General features: G+C 64.0%; 18 protein-coding genes. 10 read left to right on the top strand and 8 right to left on the bottom strand.

Annotated features, from left to right (window positions below):
* Positions 1-128 precede the first annotated feature (128 nt).
* A complete protein-coding gene (locus HYG81_RS26505; protein ID WP_180842641.1) occupies positions 129-2,900 on the top strand; it encodes a valine--tRNA ligase in 2,772 nt (923 codons plus the stop codon).
* A gap of 40 nt (positions 2,901-2,940) precedes the next feature.
* Here the strand turns inward: HYG81_RS26505 and HYG81_RS26510 are convergent, their stop codons facing one another.
* Positions 2,941-3,630 carry a DUF1405 domain-containing protein gene (locus HYG81_RS26510; RefSeq protein WP_180842642.1) on the bottom strand — a complete coding sequence of 230 codons (690 nt, stop codon included), beginning with the start codon at positions 3,628-3,630 and terminating at the stop codon, positions 2,941-2,943.
* Between the two features lie 127 nt (positions 3,631-3,757).
* On the bottom strand, positions 3,758-5,494 hold the full coding sequence (locus HYG81_RS26515) for an outer membrane protein assembly factor BamB family protein (RefSeq protein WP_180842643.1): 1,737 nt from the start codon (positions 5,492-5,494) through the stop codon (positions 3,758-3,760).
* Between the two features lie 137 nt (positions 5,495-5,631).
* Here HYG81_RS26515 and HYG81_RS26520 point away from each other — a divergent pair, with 137 nt between their 5' ends.
* Positions 5,632-6,396 carry an acetoacetate decarboxylase family protein gene (locus HYG81_RS26520; protein WP_180842644.1) on the top strand — a complete coding sequence of 255 codons (765 nt, stop codon included), beginning with the start codon at positions 5,632-5,634 and terminating at the stop codon, positions 6,394-6,396.
* A 164-nt stretch (positions 6,397-6,560) separates the two neighbouring features.
* Positions 6,561-7,469, top strand: a complete 909-nt coding sequence (gene pdxS, locus HYG81_RS26525; protein WP_180842645.1) for a pyridoxal 5'-phosphate synthase lyase subunit PdxS — start codon at positions 6,561-6,563, stop codon at positions 7,467-7,469.
* 89 nt (positions 7,470-7,558) lie between these two features.
* On the opposite strand, the gene HYG81_RS26530 is transcribed toward pdxS, so the two are convergent.
* The 3 genes from HYG81_RS26530 to HYG81_RS26540 form a co-directional block, all read right to left on the bottom strand.
* Positions 7,559-7,891, bottom strand: coding sequence for a hypothetical protein (locus HYG81_RS26530; RefSeq protein WP_180842646.1), 333 nt, complete (start codon positions 7,889-7,891; stop codon positions 7,559-7,561).
* Complete coding sequence (locus HYG81_RS26535; RefSeq protein ID WP_180842647.1) at positions 7,892-8,779, bottom strand: homoserine kinase; 888 nt, start codon at positions 8,777-8,779, stop codon at positions 7,892-7,894. It lies immediately after the preceding gene.
* 136 nt (positions 8,780-8,915) lie between these two features.
* Complete coding sequence (locus HYG81_RS26540) at positions 8,916-11,981, bottom strand: methyl-accepting chemotaxis protein (RefSeq protein ID WP_180842648.1); 3,066 nt, start codon at positions 11,979-11,981, stop codon at positions 8,916-8,918.
* Between the two features lie 243 nt (positions 11,982-12,224).
* Between HYG81_RS26540 and HYG81_RS26545 the strand changes: the two genes are divergently transcribed.
* Positions 12,225-13,559: a substrate-binding protein gene (locus HYG81_RS26545; protein WP_425607545.1), complete on the top strand. Its 1,335-nt coding sequence runs from the start codon at positions 12,225-12,227 to the stop codon at positions 13,557-13,559.
* A gap of 388 nt (positions 13,560-13,947) precedes the next feature.
* Here the strand turns inward: HYG81_RS26545 and HYG81_RS26550 are convergent, their stop codons facing one another.
* From HYG81_RS26550 to HYG81_RS26560, 3 genes are all read right to left on the bottom strand, one after another.
* Positions 13,948-15,225 (bottom strand): MFS transporter, encoded by a 1,278-nt coding sequence (locus tag HYG81_RS26550; RefSeq protein WP_180842650.1) that lies wholly within the window; start codon positions 15,223-15,225, stop codon positions 13,948-13,950.
* A gap of 80 nt (positions 15,226-15,305) precedes the next feature.
* The gene (locus HYG81_RS26555; protein WP_180842651.1) at positions 15,306-16,562 is read right to left on the bottom strand and encodes a polysaccharide deacetylase family protein; all 1,257 of its coding nucleotides are present in this window, start codon (positions 16,560-16,562) and stop codon (positions 15,306-15,308) included.
* 152 nt (positions 16,563-16,714) lie between these two features.
* Positions 16,715-17,296, bottom strand: coding sequence for a DUF6149 family protein (locus HYG81_RS26560; RefSeq protein ID WP_180842652.1), 582 nt, complete (start codon positions 17,294-17,296; stop codon positions 16,715-16,717).
* Positions 17,297-17,605: 309 nt separating this feature from the next.
* Between HYG81_RS26560 and HYG81_RS26565 the strand changes: the two genes are divergently transcribed.
* The 6 genes from HYG81_RS26565 to HYG81_RS26590 all read left to right on the top strand — a co-directional run bounded on the left by HYG81_RS26565 (position 17,606) and on the right by HYG81_RS26590 (position 25,363).
* Entirely contained in the window at positions 17,606-18,844 is a 1,239-nt protein-coding gene (locus HYG81_RS26565) for an NAD(P)/FAD-dependent oxidoreductase (RefSeq protein ID WP_180842653.1), read from the top strand.
* A gap of 188 nt (positions 18,845-19,032) precedes the next feature.
* Complete coding sequence (locus HYG81_RS26570; RefSeq protein ID WP_180842654.1) at positions 19,033-19,275, top strand: DUF7979 domain-containing protein; 243 nt, start codon at positions 19,033-19,035, stop codon at positions 19,273-19,275.
* Between the two features lie 275 nt (positions 19,276-19,550).
* On the top strand, positions 19,551-19,961 hold the full coding sequence (locus HYG81_RS26575) for a DUF7124 domain-containing protein (RefSeq protein ID WP_180842655.1): 411 nt from the start codon (positions 19,551-19,553) through the stop codon (positions 19,959-19,961).
* Positions 19,962-20,418: 457 nt separating this feature from the next.
* The gene (locus HYG81_RS26580) at positions 20,419-20,952 is read left to right on the top strand and encodes a DUF5815 family protein (RefSeq protein WP_180842656.1); all 534 of its coding nucleotides are present in this window, start codon (positions 20,419-20,421) and stop codon (positions 20,950-20,952) included.
* A gap of 229 nt (positions 20,953-21,181) precedes the next feature.
* Positions 21,182-24,358 carry a carbamoyl-phosphate synthase large subunit gene (gene carB, locus HYG81_RS26585; RefSeq protein ID WP_180842657.1) on the top strand — a complete coding sequence of 1,059 codons (3,177 nt, stop codon included), beginning with the start codon at positions 21,182-21,184 and terminating at the stop codon, positions 24,356-24,358.
* Between the two features lie 165 nt (positions 24,359-24,523).
* Positions 24,524-25,363 (top strand): VOC family protein, encoded by an 840-nt coding sequence (locus HYG81_RS26590; protein ID WP_180842658.1) that lies wholly within the window; start codon positions 24,524-24,526, stop codon positions 25,361-25,363.
* Positions 25,364-25,401: the final 38 nt, after the last annotated feature.

Genomic DNA, 25,401 nt, shown 5'->3' on the forward strand with positions numbered 1-25,401 from the left:
TCCCCACCCCGTTTCGACGGATGTATTGTCGCCGACCAGCATTCACAGCACAACGGCCGCTTTATGGACGATAGCCAACTTCACAGCCGGACGACGCACCGACGACGCCCACGACGGGCGGTGAGATCATGAGCACGGACACCCCAGAACAGGACGAGCCGAGTCTTGAGGGCGGCTACGACGCCGAAACGGTCGAGTCGCGCTGGCAACGGCGCTGGATCGACGAGGACGTCTACGCCTACGAGGCCGACGAGGAGCGGGATCCGAACACGGTCTACTCGATCGACACGCCGCCGCCGACGGTCTCGGGCAGCCTGCACATGGGCCACCTCTACGGCTCGACCCTGCAGGACTTCGCGGCGCGATTCCAGCGGATGCACGACGGCGACGTGCTCTTTCCCTTCGGCTACGACGACAACGGGATCGCGAGCGAGCGGCTGACCGAATCGGAGCTGGACATCCGCCACCAGGACTACGAGCGCCGCGAGTTCCAGGAACTCTGCCGGGAGGTCTGTGCGGAGTACGAGGCCGAGTTCACGGAGAAGATGCAGAACCTCGGGACCTCGATCGACTGGAACAACACCTACAAGACGATCGAGCCGCGCGTTCAGCGCATCTCGCAGCTGTCCTTCCTCGATCTCTACGAGAAGGGCCGCGAGTACCGCAAGAAGGCGCCCGCGATCTGGTGTCCGGAGTGCGAAACGGCCATCTCGCAGGTCGAGATGGAAGACGAGGAGCGCGCCTCGCACTTCAATGACATCGCGTTCGAGCTAGTCGGCGACGATGCACCGAGAGACGAGTTCGTCATCTCCACGACGCGACCGGAGCTCATTCCGGCCTGCGTCTCCGTCTTCGTCCACCCGGACGACGAGGAGAATGGGGATCTTATCGGCGAGACCGCTCGCATTCCCCTGTTCGGCCACGAAGTGCCGATCATCGAGGACGAGCGCGTCGACATGGAGAAGGGCAGCGGCGTCGTGATGTGCTGTACCTTCGGCGACCAGAACGACATCGAGTGGTATCAGGCCCACGACCTCCCGCTCCGCGTTGCCATCGACGAGTCCGCGACGATGACCGACCTCGCCGGCCCCTACGAGGGCATGTCCACCGAGGAGGCCCGCGAGGCCATCGTCGAAGATCTCGACGACGAGGGCCTCCTGCGCGACCGCTGGGAGATTTCCCACGCGGTTCAGGTCCACGAACGCTGTGACACCGCCGTCGAGTACCGCGTCTCCAAGCAGTGGTACGTCGAGATTCTGGACCACAAAGAGGAGTACCTCGAGGCCGGTCGGGAGATGGACTGGTACCCCGAGAAGATGTTCACCCGCTACAAGCACTGGATCGAGGGCCTCGAGTGGGACTGGCTCATCTCGCGCCAGCGCGACTCAGGCATCCCGTTCCCGGTCTGGTACTGCGCGGACTGCGATCACGAGATCATGGCCGAGCGGGAGTCGCTGCCGGTCGACCCCCTGAGCGACGAGCCGCCCGTCTCGAACTGTCCCGAGTGCGGGGGCGACGAGTTCGCAGCCGAGGAGGACGTCTTCGACACGTGGGCGACCTCCTCGCTGACGCCGCTGATCAACGCCGGCTGGGACTGGGACGCCGACAGCGAGGCGTTCACGATGGACAACCCGGAGCTCTACCCGTTCGATCTCCGCCCGCAGGGCCACGACATCATCTCCTTCTGGCTGTTCCACACCGTCGTCAAGTGCTACGAGCACACCGGCGAGGTGCCCTTCGACGCGACGATGATCAACGGCCACGTGCTCGACGAGAACCGCGAGAAGATGTCGAAGTCGCGGGGCAACGTCGTCGAACCCGACGAAGTGCTCTCGGAGTACCCCGTCGACGCCGTCCGGTTCTGGGCCGCCAGCGCCGCCGTCGGCGACGACTTCCCGTATCAGGAGAAGGACCTCACTGCAGGTGAGAAACTGCTACGGAAGCTCTGGAACGCCTCGAAGCTCGTCGACACGCTCGCGCCCGCCCATCCCGACGAGCCCGCCGATCTCGAGGCGATCGACCGCTGGCTCCTCGCGGAACTCGACGCCGCCGTCGCGGAGCTGACCGACCACCTCGAGGAGTACGAGTTCGCGAAGGCTCGCGACCGCCTGCGGACGTTCTTCTGGAACACCTTCTGCGACGACTACCTCGAGATCGCCAAGACGCGCGAGGACAATCCGTCCACGCAGTACGCGCTCCGGACCGCACATCGGACCTTCCTCGAGCTGTGGGCCCCGTTCCTGCCCCACGCGACGGAGGAGATCTGGCAGGCGGCTTACGCGGAGAGCGAGGCGCGAAGCGTTCGAGAATCGCAAAGCGATTCTCGCAGCCCATCAGAAGTGCAAAGCACTTCTGAGGACGCCTCGGAAAACGCGAGCGGCGAGCGAAGCGAGCCGCGAGACACCGACGGGGACCTCGAGAGCATCCACACCCGCGACTGGCCCGACCCGCAGGGGTACGAGGCCGACCTCGAGGCCGGCGAGACCGCCATGGAGGTCATCTCCGCGCTGCGGCGCTACAAGAGCGAGCACCAGTTGCCGCTGAACGAGGACCTCGAGTCGGTGGCCGTCTACGGAGCCATCGACGGCTTCGAGAGCGCGATCCGGAACGTAATGCACGTGCGAGAGCTCACGGTGCTCGAGGAACCGCCGGAGATCACGACCGAGGTCGCGTCGATCGATCTCGACTACTCGTCGGTCGGCCCGAAGTTCGGATCGAAGGTCGGCGAGATCGACGCCGGAATCGAGAGCGGCGAGTACGAAATCGACGATGACGAGGGTGTGCTTCGAGTCGCCGGCGAGGAACTCGAAGACGACCTCTTCGAGGTCGAACTCGAGCGGACCTACTCGGGAGCGGGCGAGATGATCGAGACCGAGTCGGCGGTCCTCATCCTCGAGTAGGAATTCGCCGTCGTCCGTTCGACGACCGTCTCGACGTCGGCTACGGCCGACTCAGGGCGACTTCACACTTTTTGACTCGGATCGCGAGCGCGAGAAACAGCGCCAGGAGGACGAACGTGACCTCGCCGGCGGCGATCACGCCCAGCGCGTCGGCCTCGAGAAACATGGCCGCGTCGCGCTCGACGGGGATGATCGTGTGGTGGGGTTCGCCGACGATAGGGACGAAGTAGTCGACGAGCAGGTTGCTCCAGTACCAGACGGCGGCGACGGCGACGGCCCACACCGGAAAGTCGCTGATCCGGTGGAGGACGAAGGCCTGCACGACCATCGCGAGGTGACTCCAGAAGAGGAACTGGTACATCACTGGGGAGAGGGACGCGTAGGAGTCGGCGAACGCGAGCAGCGTCAGCGGCGTCCACAGTCCCAGCACGATATTACCGAAGAAGGCCAGCGCGGTGAGCCACGGCTGTTCGCGACCCAGTTTCCAGCAGGCGATCGCCAGCGCGATAAACAGCGTCGCGAGGGGGCTGTCCGGAACCCAGGGCCAGAGCACGGCCGCGGTCTGGGTGAACTGCCCCGAGTAGTACCAGAAGCCGAAGGCCGTCCCCGCGAGGTTGATCGCCACGACGAGCCACGCGAAGCGCAGTCCGAGGTCCTCGATCGTTTTCGGGACGGGGGCGAGATACCTCGGCAACGGATCGCGGTCGGCTGGCCGACTCGTCGCGGACATCGTTTCACTCGCCGTGACGGTCGACACCCGCAAAACAGTAGCGGTTGGTGACTATCGGTCTCGGTTACCGACGAAACGACAGACGAGACGCGACAGCTCCGGTCACGTTCGGTGCATCCGGCGCTCGCTACTCGGCCGGTTCGTCCGCGTCGTCCCGGCGGCGCAACCACTCGAGGCCGAGCGCGCCGCCGAGCAGCCCCGCACCGGCAGTGAAGCCCGGCGACCCGTCGGTATCGTCGTCAGCCTCGGCGTCGGTCGATCCGTTCACCGTCTGCTCGTCACCGTCGGCGTCGCCGCCGTCACCGCTTCCGTCTTCGTCAGCGTCTCCGTCGCCATTCCCTCCGCTATCGTCAGTGTCACTGCCGTTAGTCTCGGTGTCGTCGGTGCCTCCGTCGTCACTGCTCCCGTCCTCACCGTCTCCGCGGCCGTCGTCATCGTCGTGGGATTCGTCGCTCGAGTCGTCCTCGTCGGTATCCTCAGAGGCGTCCTCGTCACCGTCCGTCTCGTCGCTCTCGTCCGCGTCTTCGTCCTCGGAATTCGCGTCGTCCTGGTCGTCGTTCGCACCGTCCTCATCAGTCGCGTCATCGTCGTCCGCTGCTTCGCGGAGCGCGACGAGATCGCCGTCGTGGACGACGTAGATCGTTGCGTCGCTGATCGCACAGATCGGTCCGACCGGCAGATCGGATTCCGCGATCACCCACTTCTCGGTGCCGTCGTACTTGTCGAAGGCGACGAGTTTTTTGTTGTATTCTGGACGGTCGGATAATTCGTGTCCGGGGAAGTAGGTGTAGACGGTGTCACCGCTGATGACCGACGAGACGATGTCGCGGTTAATATCTACTTGCCAGCTAGTGTCGTCGTCGGGGTCAATAGCGCCGACCTCGTACGTGCGGTCATCTGCGCCGACGAACATCTCGTTACCGATCACTACGTCGACTCCTTCCGAGCGCGCTTCTGGAACGATTACCTCTCCCGTTTGTGCGTCGACGATGGTTCGGGCGTACGAAAGCGAGTCGAAGAGAACCGCCGTCTCCGTTGCACGGATCGTATCGTTCGGCCCGCGCTCGAGCCGTTCGTTCCGCCAGACTTCGGCGCCGGTTTCGGGGTGCAGCGCGAGTCGAGTCCCGGCCGCGGCCGACTGAGCTTCCACTGCGGCGTAGACGACGCCGTTCGCCGCAGCGGTAGTGTCGCGAAGGTCTAACGCTTCCTCGGAACTGTCGCGGCTCGATGCGGTGACCGAGTCGAGTTCCCACCGGACCGTGCCGTCGTCGGTCTCGAGGGCGTACAGGGTCCCGTCGGCAACGACGAACACGGCGCCGTAGGCGACCGTCTGGGTCTGGATTGGCTCCTCGGGATTGAACTCGGTCTGCCAGCGGACGCTGCCGTCCGATGCGTCGAGCGCGAAGAGTTCCTCACCCGTGACGTAGACGGTGTCGCCGACGACTGACGGATCGCTCACGATAATGTCGTCGTTCTTCCAGCGCAGCGACCCGTCCGCCGCGTCGTAGGCGGCGACGCCGAACGGGTCTTCCTCGTACGTGTGTGTCGTCGCGTAGACGGTCCCGTCGGCCACGGCGACCGACGGGACCCGATGTTCCCACCACTCGAGTTCGCCGTCCGCGGCGGTCCAGACGGCCTCGAGGTCGCCGTCGAACTCGTAGCCGTCTTCGATGAACCGTGCGTGGCCGGCGCTGCCGGCGAACGACGCCCAGTCCTCGTCCACCATCTCCGGATTCGGAGAGACGTCCGGATCCGGCAGATTCGCGGCGTCGTCACCTTCGGATCCCGCACCGATCGACGCAAGCCCACCAGCCGAAAGCGCTGCACCAGTCGCCAGTACCGAACGGCGATTCCATTCTCCCATACGCCATCGGTACCAGAGACACTGCCGTTACTATCTGGTATCTAAGTCTGAATTACCTCTCCAATAATTGTTTCAAATTAAAAACTATTCAAACGCCGATCCTCACGCTTTAACGCGTGGACGATGTCGACCGTCGCATGCACCGTGGGACCGACGACCGAACTCGAGTGATGCTCTCAACCGGCCACGAGATCACGCTCCCGCTCGAGCTATCGTTCGCGATGGGCGGCGTTACCGTTCCGGCCCGACGCGCGCGACTCGAGGCGGTCCTCCCGGAGGGGGTCTCGTCACTCGCGATTGCCCCCGGCGTCGGCTGCGTCGCACTCATCGGGATTCAGTACCATCGGGTCGGTGGCGGGGATCGAGAGGAGATGGGGCTCGAGCCCTACGACGAGTTCGCCGTCATCATCCCGGCGGTCCGCGGGAGTCGAACGACCCTCCCGCTCGCACAGCTCGCGGACGGCGAAATCGGGGGCTACGTGCACTGGCTCCCGGTCACGACCGATCCCTCGGTCGCACTCGGCCGCGAGTGCTGGGGCTATCCAAAGGAACGAGCTGACATCACGGTGACCGACGGCCCGGACGGTGTTCGAACCGTCGTCGACGGCGACCGCTACGGCGGGCTCGAGACCATCCGACTCGAGGTCTCCCGTCCCCAGCTCAGTTCTCGAGCGCGCGACTGGACGATGGCCAGTTTCACGCGGAAAGACGGCGCTCTCCTGCGGACGAACGCCCAGATTCGGGGCGAGGTGGCGATCGGAATCGGACCGTCAGTCGGGACTCGTCTCGAGGTCACGGCGGAGCTTGCACGGGAGCTCGGCCTGTGGCCGCGACCGCTCACCCGACTGTACGGCTCGGACGTTCGAGCGCGTCTGTTCGACGGCGAGCGGGTAGACGAGTAGCGCAATGCTGGCGACGCCAACGAATTCGAACGGGCCCAGACGAAGCTGAACGGGTCCGAACGGATCTGACCGGATTAGAGCGGTTCCTGCACCCGATTTCGGCTCTTACGGCCGAATCGGTCCCAAAGAACACGCGTAAGTGCGGTGACTCCAAACCGGGTAGTATGACCGAGGAAACCGATCTCGAGGAACTCAGACGCGGCACCGATCTCGTCAAGCGCGGGTTCGCCCGAATGCAGAAGGGCGGCGTCATCATGGACGTCGTCGACCCCGAACAGGCCCGCATCGCCGAGGAGGCCGGCGCTGTCGCGGTGATGGCGCTGGAAGCCGTCCCCGCGGACATCCGCAAGCGCGGCGGCGTCGCGCGGATGGCGGATCCCGGTGACGTCGAGGAGATCGTCGAATCGGTCTCGATCCCCGTCATGGGGAAGGCCCGAATCGGCCACACGAAGGAAGCACAGATCCTCGAGGCCGTCGGCGTGGACATGATCGACGAGAGCGAAGTGCTCACTCCCGCGGACGACGCCTACCACATCGACAAGCGCGAGTTCACCGCGCCGTTCGTCTGCGGCGCGCGCGACCTCGGCGAGGCGCTGCGCCGGATCGATGAGGGCGCGGCGATGATCCGAACCAAGGGCGAGGCCGGCACCGGCGACGTCAATCAGGCCGTCCACCACCAGCGGACGATCAAGGGCGCGATCCGCAAGCTGGAGGGCATGAGCCACGAGGAGCAGGAGGCCTTCGCTCGCGAGATCGAAGCGCCCGCGGAACTGGTCCACGAAACCGCCGAGATGGGCCGGCTTCCGGTCGTCAACTTCGCGGCCGGCGGGATCGCGACGCCCGCCGACGCCGCGCTCATGATGCACCACGAGTGCGACGGCATCTTCGTCGGCAGCGGCATCTTCGGCGCGGAGAACCCGCCCGAGATGGCCGACGCCATCGTGCAGGCGACGAACAACTGGGACGAGCCCGAGACGCTCGCCGAAATCTCGAAGCACCTCGGAAAGGGCATGAAAGGCGACGCGAACGCCGATCTGCCCGAGGAAGAGAAGCTGCAGGGTCGGGGCGTCTAACGGGCACAGCGAGAGCCGGGTAGTGGGTGACGGTCGTCTCTACGACCGAACGCTCTATTTTACGGTGCGGTCGCGACTGTCGGAGCCGTCTACGATCGATACGCGGGGTTCGTCACCGCGAGAAAAACGAGATACGTCACCAGCGAACCAACCGTAAACGAGAGGACGATCGAGGGGGCGACTCGAGCACCCACAACAACTCCTGCGAGTGCGACGACAAGCGTCGCGCCCTGAACGGCGGGGCGCTCCCAGTATCGGCGGACAGCGTCGGGATCTCGAGCGGCGATAGCCTCGAATACGAGCGTCGAGACGGCTCCGACCGCGAGAAATGACGGTGAAAGCACCACGTCGACCAGTACGGACGCGACGGCAGCCGCGACGAGAACGACGACCGCTAGCAGCGCGTCGGATCGAGCGCCCATCTACGAGCCGTCCCGGTACAGTGTCGCCCCCTCGCTGATCGCGGTCTGGTAGGCTCGGCTCTCGACGCCGGCCGCGTCGAAGGCGTCGACCATCGCCGACGCGATCGCCCGTCGATCCCGGCGGTGACAGACTGCCAGAATTCCCGGCCCGGCACCGCTGACCGTCACCCCGGTCGCGCCCGCCTCGAGGGCGGCCTCGCGAACGGCCTCGTAGCCGGAGATGAGCTTGGTGCGTTCGGGCGTGACGATATCGTCGTTCATCCCCCGTCCGACGAGGTCGGGATCGTCTCGAGTCATGCCGACGGTCAGCGTCGCCGCGTTGCCGACCGTGGTGACGACCTCGTCCATGGTGGCCGAATCGGGGACGACGCCGCGCGCGTCCCGCGTCGAGACGGATATTTCGGGGAGGCAGGCGACGACGGGGACGGAGGCGTCGACCTGCGTGACGCCGTCCTCGGTGACGACGGTGAAGCCGCCGAGCAGGGAGGGCGCGACGTTGTCAGCGTGTGCTTCGCCGGAGACGACCGCCTCGCCCTTGGCGGCGACGCTGACGAGGTCCTCGCGGGTGCGGCCGCGGTCGTAGAGGACGTTCAGCGCGACTGCGGCGGCGGCCGCACTCGCGGCTGACGAGCCCAACCCCGAGGAGGGGCGGACGCCCTTGTCGATCCGAATTCGGGCCGGCGCGTCCAGGGCCTCGGCGACCGCACCGACGGTATTCTTGGCCGGATCTTCCGGGATGTACTCGCTGCCCGCCCCGGTAACCGTGATCGTCGTCTCCGGAGCGCGCTCGACTCGGACGACGTCGGCGGGCGTTCCGAGAGCGAGGCCGAAGACGTCGAAGCCACTCCCGAGGTTCGCACTCGTCGCGGGTGCCCGCACGGTGAGCATGCCGATTCCTTCCGAGACGGCAGTCAAAAAGGTAGCGAACGAGACCGGCGCCGGTCGCACATCGACTGCGACGACAGTAACCCGTTCTCGCGTCGAGTGCTGGCGGCTTCCCTGCAATCAGGGACCGCCAGCGCAGTTACTCGTCGTCGTCGGGCGCCGTGCCGAACGTGAACACGTCGTCGCTGTCAGACGACTCGTCGTCTTCGTCGTCGCTGGTTTCGGTCGCATCACTGTCGACCGTTGGCTCGTCGCTTTCTGCGCCACTGTCGCCTCCGGCGGCCGGTTCCTGCTCGTGGCTGGAGTCCGTGCCGTCGACACTCCCGTCATCGAGTCTATCGTCGACCGGTTCGGACTGTTGGGCCGCCGTATCGGTATCGATTGCCGACTCGTCTGCCGGTTCGAAGCCGGGACTCGTGTCGTGATCGTCAGTCGCGAGCGGATCGCTCGTCTCCGCCGCAAGGGGATCGGTCGCACCGCCGTCGCGGTCTTCGATCCCGAGGATCTCTTCCGCACCGATCTCGCCGGAATCGCCGTCGTGCTCCCCGTCAGCGGTCGGATCGGCGTCCGTTCCCTGGTCGGTTTCGCGATTCGACGGCTCGACGGACGTGTCGGCTGGGACAGGTTCGGGTGCTTCGTCGACCGAGTCGTTCCCGAGTATGTCAGCGACTGACTGGTCGGTATCGGTCGCGTCGGCAGCCGAATCGGTCATCCTGGCCTCGTGCGTGTCGTCTGCACTGTCGTCGAACGTGAGGGTGTTGTCCGAATCGGTCTCGCTCGGCTCGTCGTCCGTTTCGAACGTGATCCCTCGATTCTCGGCGTCCGGTCCGCTGGCCGCCTCGGTGTCGACCTCGAGCGTCGACTCGGTCGCTGCCAGCTCCGCATCGGTATCGATCATTGACTCGAGGTTCGCGTCGTCGGGGTCGACGTCGGTGTCGAATCGGTCGAGCGCTTCGGAGAGCTGTGCAGCCTGCTGGGAGAGGTTCGAGGCGGACTTCGTCACTTCGGTCATCGCCGTGGTCTGCTCTTCGGCGGCGGCGGCGACGTTTTCGGACTCGGCGGTGGTCTCCTCGGAAATCGTCGCTGCGTCGTCGATCATCGCGACGACCTCCTGGGTCGAGGCTGCCTGCTCCTCGGTCGCCGCGGAGATTTCCTGCACGCCGACGTTGGTCTCCTGGGCGAGCTGGGCAATCTGCTCGAGTGCCTGCACGGCCTCCTGGACCTGTTCACTGGCGTTCTCGATGTCGTCGCTCGTGCCTTCGACCTCGGCGGCGGACTCCTCCGTCCGCTCGCGGATCGACTCGAGCCGGTCCTCGGCCTCGTCGGCCGCCTCGGCGACGTCCTCTGAGAGGGCCTTGACCTCCTTGGCGACGACGGAGAATCCTTCGTCGTCCTTCCCGCCAGCGGATCGAGACGCCTCGATGTTGGCGTTCAGCGCCAGCATGTTTGTCTGGCGAGCAATCTCGGAAATCGTGTTGATGAGTTCGTCGATCTGCTGAACCTCCTCCTCGAGGCGACGTATTTCGGTGACGGCACCGCCGGCCCCGTCCTCGATATCATCCATTGCAGTGATCGCCGCCTGTGCGGCTTCCTGTCCTTCCTGTCCGGTGTCGACGGTCCGTTCGGCGATATCGGCCACCTCGTTCGAGGAGGCGGCGATTTCCTCGGTCGTCGTCGACAGGCCGCTCATCTCCTGATTGACGGACTGGAGCGATTGATCCTGCCGTTCTGCACCATCGGAAATCTCCTGGATCGAACCGGTCACCTGCTGGGACGCGGAGCGAACCTCTTCGCTCGAGGCTGTCACCTGCTCGGAGGCGGTCGCGACGTCGGTCGCGAACCGGTTGAGTTCGGCGACGGTCCGCTCGATCTCGGCGATCATCTCGTTGAACTCCGAACCGATCGCCGCCATGGCTTCGTTGTCGCTCTCGGCGTCCATCCGAGCGGTGAAGTCGCCGTCACCGGCTGCCTGCATGACGGTGGAGTATTCGTCGGCCTTTTGCTCCAGGCTCTGATTGATGCGTTCGGTCTCCTCCCGGGCCTGTTCAGCCTCCATGCGAGCGGATTCCGCCTCGTGAATCTGGGTCTTCAACGAATCGCGCATCGATGCGAATCCGCCGTACAACTGCCCGATGCTGTCGATACGAGACGAGCTGAGGTCGACCTCGAGGTCCCCCTCCTCCATCTGTTTCGTCTTGCCCGTGAGTCGATCGATCGCCGTCGCGGTGTTTCGTCCGAGCACCGCGCCGATGAGGACGATCGCGGCGACTCCGGCGAACGTAGCGATATACCCGAAGTCCTGGACGGTCTGAACGAAGCCGTAGACCTCGGACGTCGGCGCGTGGGTTACGACGACCCAGTTAGTCCCTTCGACCGGCGCGTACCCGACTGTGTACGGTTCGTCGATAACCGTCGGTGTGGCGGACATCTGAACGACGCCAGCCTGCTGTTCGAACGAGTCCATCGAGCCGCGGAGTTCTTCGCCCAATCGGACCGGTTCCATGGCTGCTTTATCGCCGTATTCGGTGAGCACTCGTTCGGTGTTTTCGTCGAAGACGACGTTGCCCTTGTTGTTGACGACCATCGTGAACCCGCCGTCAGCGCGTTCCCCGCCCTGGAAGTCGCCCGCGATATCCGAGACGCGGACCTCGAGGACGAGCATCCGGTTCTCGCCCCCACCGATCGGACTCACGAACCCGACGACCGGCGTCCCGCCGACGTCGTAGACGTCAGAGACGTACACCTCACTCACCTGATCGAGCACGACGGAGTTGAGCCAGTCTCGTTCATCATCCTGGAAGCTCACGTCGCTCTTCATCGTCGTACTGCCGATGACCCGCTTGTTTTCGGTGTCGTGATCGATTACGTGGGTCGCATGAGCGTCGCCGAACAGTTCGGATTGCTTGTTCTGGAGGAACAGCGTCACTTCCGAACTATCCTCGCTGCGCAACGTCTCTGACGTCGATGTACTGCGCGTCGCCATCTCGTTGCGGTCTTGCCACCGTGAGATCGTCTTCGCTTCGGATGAAGCGAGCGACTGATACTCCGAATTGACGCTGTTTTCGGTCTGCGCCGTGATCTCTCCGGTTGCGAACGTACCAATTCCCCCCACGATTAACCCGATAGCGAGGAGCGCTATAGCGAATTTTAGCGCATACCTCTTTCGAATAAAGTCCGGTATTAGTTGCCGTATCGGCCGAGACATAGTCGGTAAATAGTTTGTTTCTATATAAAACGTCCGGCCAAGGAATAGAGTCCTTTTATCCGACACATCTACCACCCCCGGAAAAGCATAATTATAAGTTATGGAATAGGAAGAAATTTAGATATGTGGCCCTCAGTATTAATTGTGAACACTGTTACTTATTGAAATGGCCAAAACTGTTATATAATCTGTCAAACAACGACGACTGTGCCTCAGAAAAACGCCCCGAGTTCACAAAACAACTTGCCGAGTCGGCGAACGCTGCTCAAGGCAAGTGTTGGTATTGGCGGTGTCGGATTGGCTGGCTGTCTCGATCAATTCGGTTCCGAGACCTCGAAAGAGGTCGACAGCGAATATCCTTCTCTCGGTACGTACCCTGTTACCGGCGACATCGTGAAGTTCGGATTCAACGTGCCGCGGTCGGGAGCGTACTCTTCGGAGGGGGGAGACGAACTGCGTGCCTACAAACTCGCAGTAAAACACCTCAACGAGGGCGGCGGCTGGGTCGACAGCTTCGACGACCTCTCGGGCGACGGGCTGCTCGGCAAGGAGGTCGACTACGCAATCGGCAACACGGAGACGAACGCGGAAACCGCCGCCGACTCCGCCCGTCGACTGATCAATCAGGATGACGTCATCATGATCAGCGGCGGCGCCTCGAGCGCGACCGCAATTGCCCAACAGGAGGTCGCACAGGAGAAGAAGGTACTCTATATGTGCGCGCTGACCCACTCCAACGATACGACCGGAAAGGACTGCGTTCGCTACGGCTTCCGCGAAGTGTTCAACGCCTACATGTCGGGACAGGCGCTCGCGCCGATCGTCACGGACGATTACGGCAGCGACCTCAGTTTCTACCAGCTGTATGCAGACTACTCCTGGGGACAGACCCAGCAGGCCTCGATGCAGTCGGCGTTCGAGGACGAGGGCTGGTCGCAGATCAACAGCATCCCGACACCGCTCGGAACGAAGGACTACTCGTCGTATCTCGAGCGGGCACGCGACTCCGGTGCGGACGTCATCTTCCTGAACCACTATGGACTCGACGGCGCAAACTCGCTGACGGATGCGGTAGAGATGGGGCTGGACGAGGAGGCCGAACTCATCGTTCCCCTCTACAACCGACCGATGGCCCAGGCCGCCGGCGGCGCGATCGACGGGATTTACGGGACGGTCGCGTGGGACGCGCAGATCGAAAGCGATCTGTCGAACACGTTCACCGAGACGTTCCAGAGTGAGTACAACGACCGCATTCCGTCCGGCACAGCGCACCTCGCGTACGCGCAGACGCTCCAGTACGCCGCTGCCGCCGAACGCGCGGAGACGTTCTCTCCGCCACACGTCATCCGCGAACTCGAGGGACACGAGTACGATATCGGGATGGGGCAGGAGACGATGCGCGCTTGCGACCACCAGGCGCAGCGCCCAGTTCCCGTCGTCAAGGGGCTGCCAGAGTCCGAACAGCAAGAGGGTGTCTTCTACGAGATCGAAGAACTCGTCTCCAGCGACCAGGTGTCCTACGACTGCGACAGCGGGCCGGCAGCGCAGTGTTCGCTCGGCGAGTACGGCGACGAATAGGGGGATATCCGTACGTTTCGCCGAACCGTGCCGGTCGAATTCGTCTACTATGATTGATGTGGTGATGGTCGATTCTCTGTAGTCCAACGGACGCTATCGATGACGAAGAGCGAGTGCGCCGACGAGGACTGCTTCTTCAACACCGATCGATGTGGAACTCGTTTCAGCTGGTGAGAGACCGTCGAGCAGCTTCCGTCGGACACAGTGAAGACGGCGGTCGCGAACCGCCGTTCGCAATCGAGACGTTGAACCCGAACTCGAGCAGTAGAGTCCGAACTCGAGCGGTAACTCCATCGGGAAAGCGATGAGCCCCCTGCCCCAGCGCGGGAACACGTCGGCGAGAGCAGCGGATCCGCTGCGAGCGCTCAATCAGTTACGAGTCGTCGGCTTAGTCGTCCGCGTTCGCCTCGAGTGGCTCGTCGATCTCACCGAACCGACCGCCGCCGACCAGCAACGCGCCCGCGAGCAGGCCGCCGACGACTGCGAATCCGGCGATCAGTACGAAGAACGCCGTCTGCGAGAGTTCGCCGAGGACGAAGCCGCCGATCGCGATGCTCAGCGAACCGATCCCAAACTCGGCGAGGTAGGTGTAGCCGTAGGAGAGCCCGCGGGCGTCCGGCGGCGTGTAGATCGCGACGGCGTCCTGGTAGAACGGCTGAATGGCGAAGAGGAAAAAGCCGAGAGCACCACAGAGCGCGACGATCGGAACGAGCCCCGATTCCAGCGCCGTCACCGGAATGAACGCGAGTGCGAGTATCGCGAGAACGACGAAGATGCCCGCGAGCCCCTGCATCGGCGCGACGCGCTTCGTCAGCTTTCCGCCGGCGTACTGGCCCGCCATCCCGACGACCAGCAGGCCGACGTATATGTAATCGGCCGGCTGGATCCCCTCGAGGCCGGCCGGCAGCGCGAGGGACTCGATCACCGGGAGGCCGTGGAGGATCTCGGGGAGATACGTGAGCGTCCCGCGGTAGTAGAGCCCCTCGAATGTGACGAGGACGAAGACCGCGGCGAAGACGCTCGCGAACAGCGTTCGCGTGTTCCCGACGAGGTCCGACAGCGATAGCGCCTCGTCGGGACCGGCCTCGGCGTCGTCCACGACGGCCGCAGTCGGGTCGAACGAGGCGCTAATGCCGTAGAGGACCGCGAGGATTCCCGGAACGGCGAGTATCGCCGCGACGACGGACCATTTGAGGAAGATCAACAGAGTGGCGGCGACGAACGGGCCGAGCGCGATGCCGGCGTTGCCGGCGATCCCGTGATAGGCGAAGACGGTGCCCCGGTCCTCGACGCCGGTGCTGATGAGGGCGAGTCCGGCGGGGTGGTAGACGCTGGCGGCGACCCCCCATAGGATCAGACCGCCCGCGATGGCGTAGATCGAATTCGCGGCGGCGAGGACGAGAAAGGAGAGACTCATTCCACCGAGACAGGCCAGCACGATGGAACGGGGGCCGTACCGATCCGCGAGGATCCCGCCGGGAAGCGCTCCCAGCCCGAACGGCGCGTAGCCGAGCGCGACGACGATCCCCAATCGCGCGACGCCCACGTCGAACTGGGTCAGCCAGACGACCAGAAAGATCGGAATCGAGGTTTCGAACCAGTGGACGAGCGCGTGGCCCGCCATCGTAAAGCCCGCGATCGATCGGTCGTTCGGGCTCAGGGACATATCGGTCGTTGCTCGAACTCGGGTTCCCCGCCCACTTAGCGGCTTGGAAACCGGTACAACCCGGGTGCGCAACGTCGGCGCTACGAAATGAGCATCTGCTCGAGGTCCGCCGGGAGGATCACGTCGAGCTCGCCGGCGGACTCGTACTCGCGGATCGTTTCGATCGTCGCTTCGAACGCGGTGAGGACCTCTCCCTCGAGTCGGTGGAAGAACAGGGAGGTGATCCCTCGCATCGACGCCGTGCGCTCGATGGCGGTTCGAGCCTGTTCGACGCCGGGATCGCCGATTCGAGACATCTGTTGCGGGTTCACGGCGTACCCCTGAACGGGGCGACCGCCCGCGAAGCCGATATCGTGGTACTGCTCAACGAGGTCGAGCGTCCGCTCGTCGTACTCTCCGAACGGGTACGCGAAGTACTGCGCGCCCTCCTCGAACCCCTCCGTCTCGAGCCAGTCTTTGCCCCGGCTGATCTCCGATTCCTGCGCCGCCGGATCGAGCGTCGGCAACTCCGGGTGGGAGTAGCAGTGGTTGGCGATAACCCAGCCGGCGTCGTGGAGTTCGTGGACCTGATCGACCGTCAGACGAGGGAACCCGCCGGGGTCGTCGGCACCGCGGGTCTCCGCTTCGATCCGTCCCGGATTGACGAACGTTACCGCGGGATAGCCGTACTCCTCGAGCATCGGGAGGGCTTTCGTGTAGTCGGTGACGTGCGCGTCGTCGAACTGGATCATCACCTTCCCGGTTTCGGGTCGCGCCACGAGATGGAGGTCGTCCAGCCAGACCGTCTGGCTCCCGTCGCCCGCCCAGACCATGACGTAGATTTTCCGAACGGCCGTGTGATCGAACGTCGACGGGACGCTCTCGACGCCGAAGTTGTACCGCTGGAGCGGGAGCCCGCCCTTGAATCCGCGGCGGTAGTCGAATTCGTTTCCGTCGTCGTCGACCAGTCGGATCCAGGGGACGACGAGGTCGTCCGCCGCAATGGCGAGTCCGGGCACGACATCGGAGAGGTCCCGCGGCTCGGAGAACGTCGTCGCGATCGCGCCGCTCCGTTCACTCGTCGGAATCTCGAATCTGGCGCTTTGCGTGCCGACGATCGACCGACTCGGATCAGGTGTGAGCGTCCCGCCCGCCGTCTCCCACGAGTCGAGCGACTCGAAGTCGTCGATCGTCTCGATCGGTTCCACACCGTTCGACGGTGAACGGGTACCGGATTCGGATTCCGGATCCGGACTCGAGTTCGAACCGTTCCCCGTCGACGAATCGGTGAAATTCGAGGTCGTACAACCGGCCAGACAGATCGACGACGTCAGTGCGAGGTAGGTGCGTCGCTGCATGCACGATCGAACACATTAGGGAGGGGTATTGTTACGGCTCCGTTACTCTCACTGGCTCCAACGTAATAGAGCGATAAATGACTGTGAATACGGTTATATAAGGTTTCGAACTCGAAAAATAACGAGTCTGCCGGATCTGCGCTCGGTGTCAGTCAGTGGCCGTCACCGTCGACCGCCTCCGACGCGCCGTCATCATCGGATTCGTCCCGTCCGCCGATGACGAGTTCGCCGTCGTCGGTCTCGACGTAGACGTCGTCGGCGAACCCGCCCTCGGCGTGGGGGTGATCGGGATCCTCGAGTCGCTCGGGCGTCGAAGGGGCTTCGGGCAGTCCCTCGGGCGGGGCGAACTGGCCGAGGGGCTCGTCGATCGTCACGTCCCAGCGTTCGAAGAACTCGCGATAGCGGTCGTAGTGGGCCTCGAGTTCGTCCGCCGGAAACTCCATCATCTCGGTCCAGCCGTGGTTGTAGAAGTCGAAGTTGGCCTGAATGTGTGTGATCTCGCGGGCCTCGGCTTCGGAGTAGCCCTCCTGTAGCGCCCGCAGGTAGGCATCCATTGTCGCGTCGAAGAGTCCTTCAAGGTGCGCCGTTCGGTCGTCGGCATGCGCGGGGTCAGCCTTGCCGGTGAAGACCCTGGTGTGGAGTTTGACCAACCCCGCGTTGGCGACCGAGCGGACGCCCGGCGTCTCGAGGGCTTTCCGATAGGCGACGTGTTTCGCGTTCTGGCGGAGTTTCATACGCTCGTTTTGGGAGCAGATCGTAAAGAACGGTTCGGACGATATCGATCGGGGCGCGCAGACGTGTTCGATTGCAGCCGCTATCGACCTCGATTGCAGCCGCTATCGACCGGACGGGACCGAGTTGGGATCGTCGGAGATAGCAGCAAACCGTACGCTCTCGAGAAGTATCGGCAAAATAGTTCATAATAGACACTCTACGGCGAATAAATTCGGAACTGAGTTGACGTTCGTTGTGTCACAAGAGTCGACGCGGCAAAATAGACGAGATAGCAACCGACTTTAACCCCCATTACGAACGTTCGGGATATGACTCAGTACGTCATCATCGGTGACGGGATCTCGGGCAGTTCGGCTGCCGAGACCCTCCGGGAGGAAGACCCGGACGCGAAGATTACCGTTATCACCGATGAGGGGGAGACACTGTATAATCGGATTCTCATCAAGGAACACGCGAAAGGGAAGCTTCCCGAAGCTCCAATCTCGATCCACGATGAGGAGTGGTACGCGGAACGCGATATCGATCTCTCGTTGAACACCTACGTGACGAGCGTCGACACCGACGAGAAGATCGTCAACACCCACGAGAGCGGGGAAATTCCCTACGACAAACTGCTCGTCGCGACCGGCGGGACGCCGACACAGCTCCCCGTCGACAACAGCGACGCTGATGGGGTTCACCACTTCTGGACCTTTCAGGACGCCCGCGGGATCCGCGAGCACGCGGAGCGCGCCGATAAGGGCGTCATCGTCGGTGCCGGCCTGCTCGGCATCGACTTCGCTGCCGTCTGTGGCGCACAGGGGATCGAGGCAGACTACCTGATGCGCGGCGATCGGTGGTGGCGCTACGCGCTCTCGGCCGACGGCGCCGAGATCATGCACGACGGCATGCGAAGCGTCGGCGTCGAACCGGTCTTCGACAGCGGCGTCGACCGCTTCGAGGTCGACGACGACGGCCACGTGACCGGCGCAGTCGATCCGAACGGCGAGCGCTACGACTGTGACTTCGCCGGGGTCGCCATCGGGCTGAGCTTCAACACCGAGTTCCTCCGCGGTGCCGGCATCGAACAGGACAACGGGATCGTCGTCGACGAATACATGCAGACCAACGTCGACGACATCTACGCCGCAGGCGACCTCACGCGGTTCTACGACGTGCTGCTCGGCGAACAGGCCCAAAACGGTTCGTGGGGCTCGGCCAAGGAACAGGGCCGCGTCGCCGCGGTCAACATGGCCGCCGACGAGGAAGCCGAAGGGTTCCAGTGGGTCTCCTCCTACTCGATTACCCACTTCGACTTCCCGTTCCTCTCCTTTGGCCACCCCACGCTCGGTGACGAATACGCCGAGCGCCGTTACAGCGACACCGAGTGGCGCCGCGTCGCCTTCAAGGACGGCAAGATCGTCGGCGGCGTCCTTATCGGCGATCTCTCGCCCCAGAGCAAGTTCAAACGGCTGATGCGCGAACAGCGCGTCGTCGCCGATCAGGCCGACGTCCTCCTCGAGCAGTCCGTCGACCTCGACGAACTCGCACCGTCCCAGGAACAGTAACGCGCCGTCCCGTCAGCATTCGACGCGACCGGTTTGGCTTCTACCCTGCTGATCCAACGCCGTATAGCGCCTCGTTCGTCCCGTTCAGTCGCGATTCGACTATTTTGGGTTCAGGATCGATCATCGGTGACCGCATCGAACCCCCCTCGAGGCGGAACGGTTAAGTCAATCCGTGTTATTTGGTATCAATGAGCATGGCTGCAACGAACACGGCTGCCACTGACCTTCGCGGTCACGCGGTAACGCTCGAGCGCGTCGAATCAGTCCCGGCAGATGCACCCGTTCGACACGTCGATCAACTCGAGGGGGAGACGCTGACAGCGTTCTACGAGGCTGTCACCGACGATCGATCCGTTCCCGCTGCGGAAGTGGACCTCGAGGCGGGCGAAATCATCGTCTTTACGGACTATTACCGCGTCGAACGCGCCTGAGTCGGTGGCCGTGGTCACGCCGACCTAGCTGCCCGTATCGAACGTGGACCCGAGCCCAGTAGTCGCAACTGAAACGATTGACGCCGATCGCACGACGGTAGCGCGGGTCGGAGCGAACACAGTGAGCGAGAACCGCGGGGACGCGAACGGTGAGCGAAGCGAGCCGTGAGCGTTCGACGTGAGCGAGAACCGCGGACTATGCGCTTGGGAGTGCAGTGGCGACTGTGGCTGCCCGTATCGAAGTCGTTTTCCCACGTGCGCGCGTTCGATGAGGCATGAACGGCGACAGCGACATGACGCTCGCGTTCGAACTCGAGGCGCTCAAAGAGGTCGCCTCGCCCGAGCGCGTGTTCGAAGACGCCAGAGGCTGGACCGAGTACATCGGCGTCGTCTCCGAGAAACCGACCTACGTCGTGACGAACTTCACGCGGAAGAACCGCATCCGGCAGGACTTCTTCTCCGGCCCCCGCGGGAAAGCGGAGAGCCTCGAGGGCGTCAAAGATCAGTTCAACACCGATCGCTACGTCTACGTCGGTGCCGACGAGGCGGACGAGCAGTTAGCCGACGAGGTCGGCTGGGAGTATCTCGCCGTCGAAGACGCGGCCGAGGCGGCCGACTGGGTGCTGGCGACCCACGCCGAGGACGAGGAGGACGACGCGGAGCAGGTCCGCGACGACTGGCCCTGAAACGCGGCGAGCTACACCTGCGACGAATCAATCGGCGAACGTGATCGTTTTCGAGGGCTCGAGAAGATTCTCGTCGTTCAGTAAAGGGGAAAGACGTATCATTCGAGACTGGTCAACCAGCGTGCGGTGGCGCGCACTGAGCCGCGGTGAATGTCAATGAACCGCGGCACGAAGCCGTGCGAGGTCTTCGCGAACATCGTGAGCGAACGGCTCGGAAGACGCATGCGTGTCTTCCGATGGATGAGTGAACGGAGTGAGCGTTAGCGCGGGACCGACGGTCCCGCGAACCATACGAACGGGCCCTTGGCCCGTGAGTAGAAATCGGCTGGGGAGGATGTGGTAATTCCCTGTTGCCACGGTCGCAGGACACTCGGTCTTATTCACGGTTCACACCCGACGTACCCGAGCGATAGTCCGAGTCGTCGCCCTTATGCCCGACCCACACGAAGCGATAGCAATGGCAGACGACCCCGTTCCGGGTGCCGGTGGCGACGGGCTCGAGCTTCCCTGCGGGGAGACCGTCGACCCCCACGAGATCGATCTGGGCATGCGCGAGTACAACTGTCCCTGCGGCGACGTCCACGCCGTCGTGACGGACGTCCATCCGCCCTCGCGGTTCTTCCCGGAATCGCTCGTGACCGTGCTTCAGGAGACGATCGACACCGACGACGGGTTCGAGGAGTTCGGCACGCCGCATCTGATGGGCGTGGTCCTCGAGGAGTTTCCCGAAGCCGTCGCCATCCACGACGCCAGCGACGACGGAGCCGTCGGCTACACCCTGTTGTGGATGACCGACTTCGACGCTCGGCGACTCCACGAGATCGTCGTCGAACTCGTCGTCGAACTCATGGAGCACGCGATCAGCCACGCCGAGAACGACGACGCCGTCACCGAGTTCGAATCCCAGATGCTCGAGTTCGACGTGGGCGAGTTCGTCGATCAGTACCGGCGACAGCGCGAGTTCGAGAGCGAGCACGATCAACCGCTGTAACGCAGTCTCGGTTCTCGAGCCGTTCAGCCGTAATTTCTCTCGAGTAACGGTTTTTCGAACCGATGAGAGAGATTCACACCCAGTCGCTGGATCGACGGCTACCGTCGCGAATTCGGACTGATTCGGGCTTCCGGTCTCGAAACGGATTCGAATTTCGAAAAGGCGTTTCGAGATTCGTACTGTATCGTGGGGCTTATTACGATGTACGAACTCCACTCCGACAAGACAAATGAGTATGGACACCGCCGCAGACGGCGAGACGGGGGACGAACGCACGATCCTGTTGATCGGCAGTGGGCCGATCCAGATCGGCCAGGCCGCCGAGTTCGACTACTCGGGCGCACAGGCCTGCCGGGCACTTCAGGAGGAAGGCGCCCGCGTCGTCCTCGTTAACTCGAACCCCGCGACGATCATGACGGATCCAGAGATGGCCGACCGCGTCTACATCGAGCCGATCACAACCGACGCCATCGCCGAGATCATCCGCAAGGAGCGACCCGACGGCGTCATCGCCGGACTCGGCGGCCAGACCGGGCTGAACGTCACCGCCGAGCTCGCCGAGGAAGGAATCCTCGAGGAGTACGACGTCGAGATCATGGGCACGCCGCTGGACACGATCTACGCGACGGAAGACCGCGACCTCTTCCGCCAGCGCATGGAGAAGATCGGCCAGCCGGTTCCCGCGTCGACGACCATCTCGCTCGACGAGGGCGAGGAGGTATCGGAACTGACCGAAGCGGACCTGAAAGACCGCGTGCAGGCCGCCGTCGACGAGGTCGGCGGGCTGCCAGTGATCGCCCGGACGACCTACACGCTGGGCGGCAGCGGCTCCGGCGTCGTCGCGGAGATGGACGAACTCCTCCGCCGCGTCCGCAAGGGGCTGCGCCTCTCGCGCAACAGCGAGGTGCTCATCACCGAGTCCATCGCGGGCTGGGTCGAGTACGAGTACGAAGTGATGCGCGACGCCGATGACTCCTGTATCATCATCTGCAACATGGAGAACATCGACCCGATGGGCATCCACACCGGGGAATCGACAGTCGTCACACCCTCCCAGATCGTCCCCGACGAGGGGCACCAAGAGATGCGCACCGCCGCGCTCGACGTCATCCGCGAACTCGGCATTCAGGGCGGCTGTAACATCCAGTTCGCGTGGCACGACGACGGCACCCCCGGCGGCGAGTACCGCGTCGTCGAGGTCAACCCCCGCGTCTCCCGCTCCTCCGCGCTCGCATCGAAGGCGACGGGCTACCCGATCGCCCGCGTGACCGCGAAGGTCGCACTCGGCAAGCGCCTCCACGAGATTACGAACGAGATTACCGGCCAGACGACCGCCGCATTCGAGCCCGCGATCGACTACGTCGTCACCAAGGTGCCACGGTGGCCCAAAGACAAGTTCGACGACGTCGACTTCGAGCTCACGACGGCCATGAAGTCGACGGGTGAGGCGATGGCCATCGGCCGAACCTTCGAGGAGTCCCTGCTGAAAGCCCTTCGCTCGAGCGAGTACGAACCCGACGTCGACTGGGCCGAGGTCTCCAACGAGGAACTCGAGCAAGACTATCTCGTAACGCCGACGCCGGACCGCCCGTACGCGATGTTCGAGGCCTTCGACCGCGGCTACACCGTCGAGGAGGTCGTGGAGCTGACGGGCATCTTCGAGTGGTACACCGAGCGCTACAAGAACATCGCCGACTCGACACTGGCCGCCCAGGAGGGCGACTTCACCGAGGCCGCGATCGCCGGCCACACCAACGCCAGCATCGCGGCGACCGCCGGCGCGGACGTCGACACCGTCGAGACCGAGGTGCCGGGTCGCACCTACAAGCAGGTCGACACCTGCGCCGGCGAGTTCAAGGCCGAAACACCCTACTACTACTCCTCGCGTAAAAACGAGTTCGAGACGGGGCCGCTCATCGGCGACGCCGCCTCGGGCGAACTCGAGGTCGATCGCGACCTCGAGAACGTGATCGTCGTCGGCGGCGGCCCGATCCGCATCGGGCAGGGCGTCGAGTTCGACTACTGCTCGGTCCACGCGGTCCGCGCGCTGCGCGAACTCGGCATCGACGCCTACGTCGTGAACAACAACCCCGAGACGGTGTCGACGGACTACGACACCTCCGACGGCCTGTTCTTCGAGCCGATCACGGCCGAAGAGGTCGCCGACGTCGCCGAAGCCACGGGAGCCGACGGCGTGATGGTCCAGTTCGGCGGGCAGACCTCCGTCAACATCGGCGAACCGCTCGAGGACGAACTCGAGCGCCGCGGCCTCGACTGCGAGGTCATGGGAACCTCCGTCGAGGCGATGGACCTCGCGGAGGACCGCGACCGCTTCAACGCGCTGATGGACGAACTGGGCATTTCCCAGCCCGACGGCGGCACCGCCTTCTCGAAGGAGGAGGCGCTGGAACTGGCCCACGACATCGGCTACCCCGTCCTCGTCCGCCCGTCCTACGTGCTGGGCGGCCGCGCGATGGACGTCGTCTACGACGACGCGGAACTCGAGACCTACATCGAGGAGGCCGTCCGCGTGAGCCCGGAGAAGCCGATTCTGGTGGACGACTTCCTCGAGAACGCGGTCGAACTCGACGTGGACGCCGTCTCCGACGGTCGCAACGTACTGATCGGCGGCATCATGGAACACGTCGAGACCGCGGGCGTCCACTCCGGTGACTCCGCCTGCATGATCCCGCCGCGCTCGCTCGACGAGGACACCCTCGAGCGCGTCCGCGAGGTCACCGAGGACATCGCGGCGGCGCTGAAGACCAAGGGCCTGATGAACGTGCAACTGGCCGTTCAAGACGGAGAAGTCTACGTCTTGGAGGCCAACCCGCGCTCCTCGCGTACCGTCCCGTTCGTCTCCAAGGCGACCGGCGTCCCGATCGCCAAGCTCGCCGCGAAGGTCATGGCCGGCGAGACGCTCGCGAGCCTCGAGGTCGACGAGCAGATCCCCGACCACACCTCGATCAAGGAGGTCGTCCTGCCGTTCGACCGCCTGCCGGGCTCGGACCCGCGTCTCGGTCCGGAGATGAAGTCCACCGGCGAGGTCATGGGGACGGCCAGCGAGTTCGGCACAGCCTACTGGAAGGCCCAGCAGGCCGCCGGCAACGCCGTCAGCGAGGGGACCGCCGTGGTCGACCTCGATATCGACGGCTTCGAGAACCACTTCGACGTGGCCGAGTTCGACGACGTCCCACAGGCGATCCGCGAAAGCGAGGTCGACTTCGTCGTCAGCCGCGACCGCGACAGCCTCGAGATGGCCGTCGAGGAGGAGATTCCCTACCTCTCGACCGAAGCCAGTGCGAAAGCGTACGTCGAAGCGCTCGATGCGTTCGACGGGGAACTCGAGGTCGCCGCCGTCACCGACCGTCCGAAGCAGGCGGCCGAGTGGGGCACGTCGGAATAACGGCTGCTCGAGTCGATCCGTCGTCGATCTCTTCTACAGTATTTCGATCTGAGGATAGCTGTCGTGCGTTCGCTCGAGATGGCGATCCGGTAACGCCGGTGTTACGTAGTTATCTCGGCGTCCGCAAAGACACATATAGCGCTCTCTCGAAAATAACACGTGACTATGACTGAATTCTCTCTCCTTCCGGATACGGCCCGGATCGGCCGTACCGCGCTGCTCGTGACCGATCTCAATGGGATGATCGATTTCTATCGAGACGTCGTCGGCCTCTCGGTTCTCACGCGGCATGAGACGACGGCGATGCTCGGCGTCGGCGACACACCGTTGCTCGACTTGCAGCGAGACGAGAACGCATCGCCCAGGGGTCACGACCAGGCGGGACTCTTCCACAACGCGTTCAAGGTTCCATCGCGCGCCGCGTTAGGTGCCGCACTCGAGCGGATCCGCGAGCACGGGCAGTTAGACGGCGCGTCCGATCACTACGTGAGCGAAGCGCTGTACTGCACCGATCCCGAGGACAACGGCATCGAAATCTATACCGACCGGCCGCGAGCGGAGTGGCCACGTACGAGCGACGGGACGATACGGATCGGAACAGTCCCACTCGATCTCGACGACGTCGTCGCCCAGTCGGACGGAAGCGCGGACGCTCCCGCCGGAACGACCGTCGGACACGTCCACCTGGAGGTCTCCTCGATCGACGCGACGCGGGAGTTCTACGTCGAGACGCTGGGATTGACCGTGCAAACGGAGGCGCAATCGGCACTGTTCCTCGCGGCCGGGGACTACCATCACCACCTCGGGACGAACGCGTGGAACGGCCGGTCGCAGCCCGCGGGCGGTCGCGGAATCGCGTGGTTCGAGTTCGTCGTCCCGGACGACGAGACGCTCGCGACCGTTCGCCGACGCCTCGCCGACGCCGACGTCGCGGTCGGCGACCGTACCGACAGCCTCGAACTCACGGATCCGGACGGGATTTCGATCCGAATTCGGGCAGCGTAGCGTCCGTACATAGATCGATCAGAAGGGTCGCGAGTCGG

Origin of the sequence: Natrinema zhouii, assembly GCF_013456555.2 — an archaeon.
Taxonomy (GTDB): Archaea; Halobacteriota; Halobacteria; order Halobacteriales; family Natrialbaceae; genus Natrinema; species Natrinema zhouii.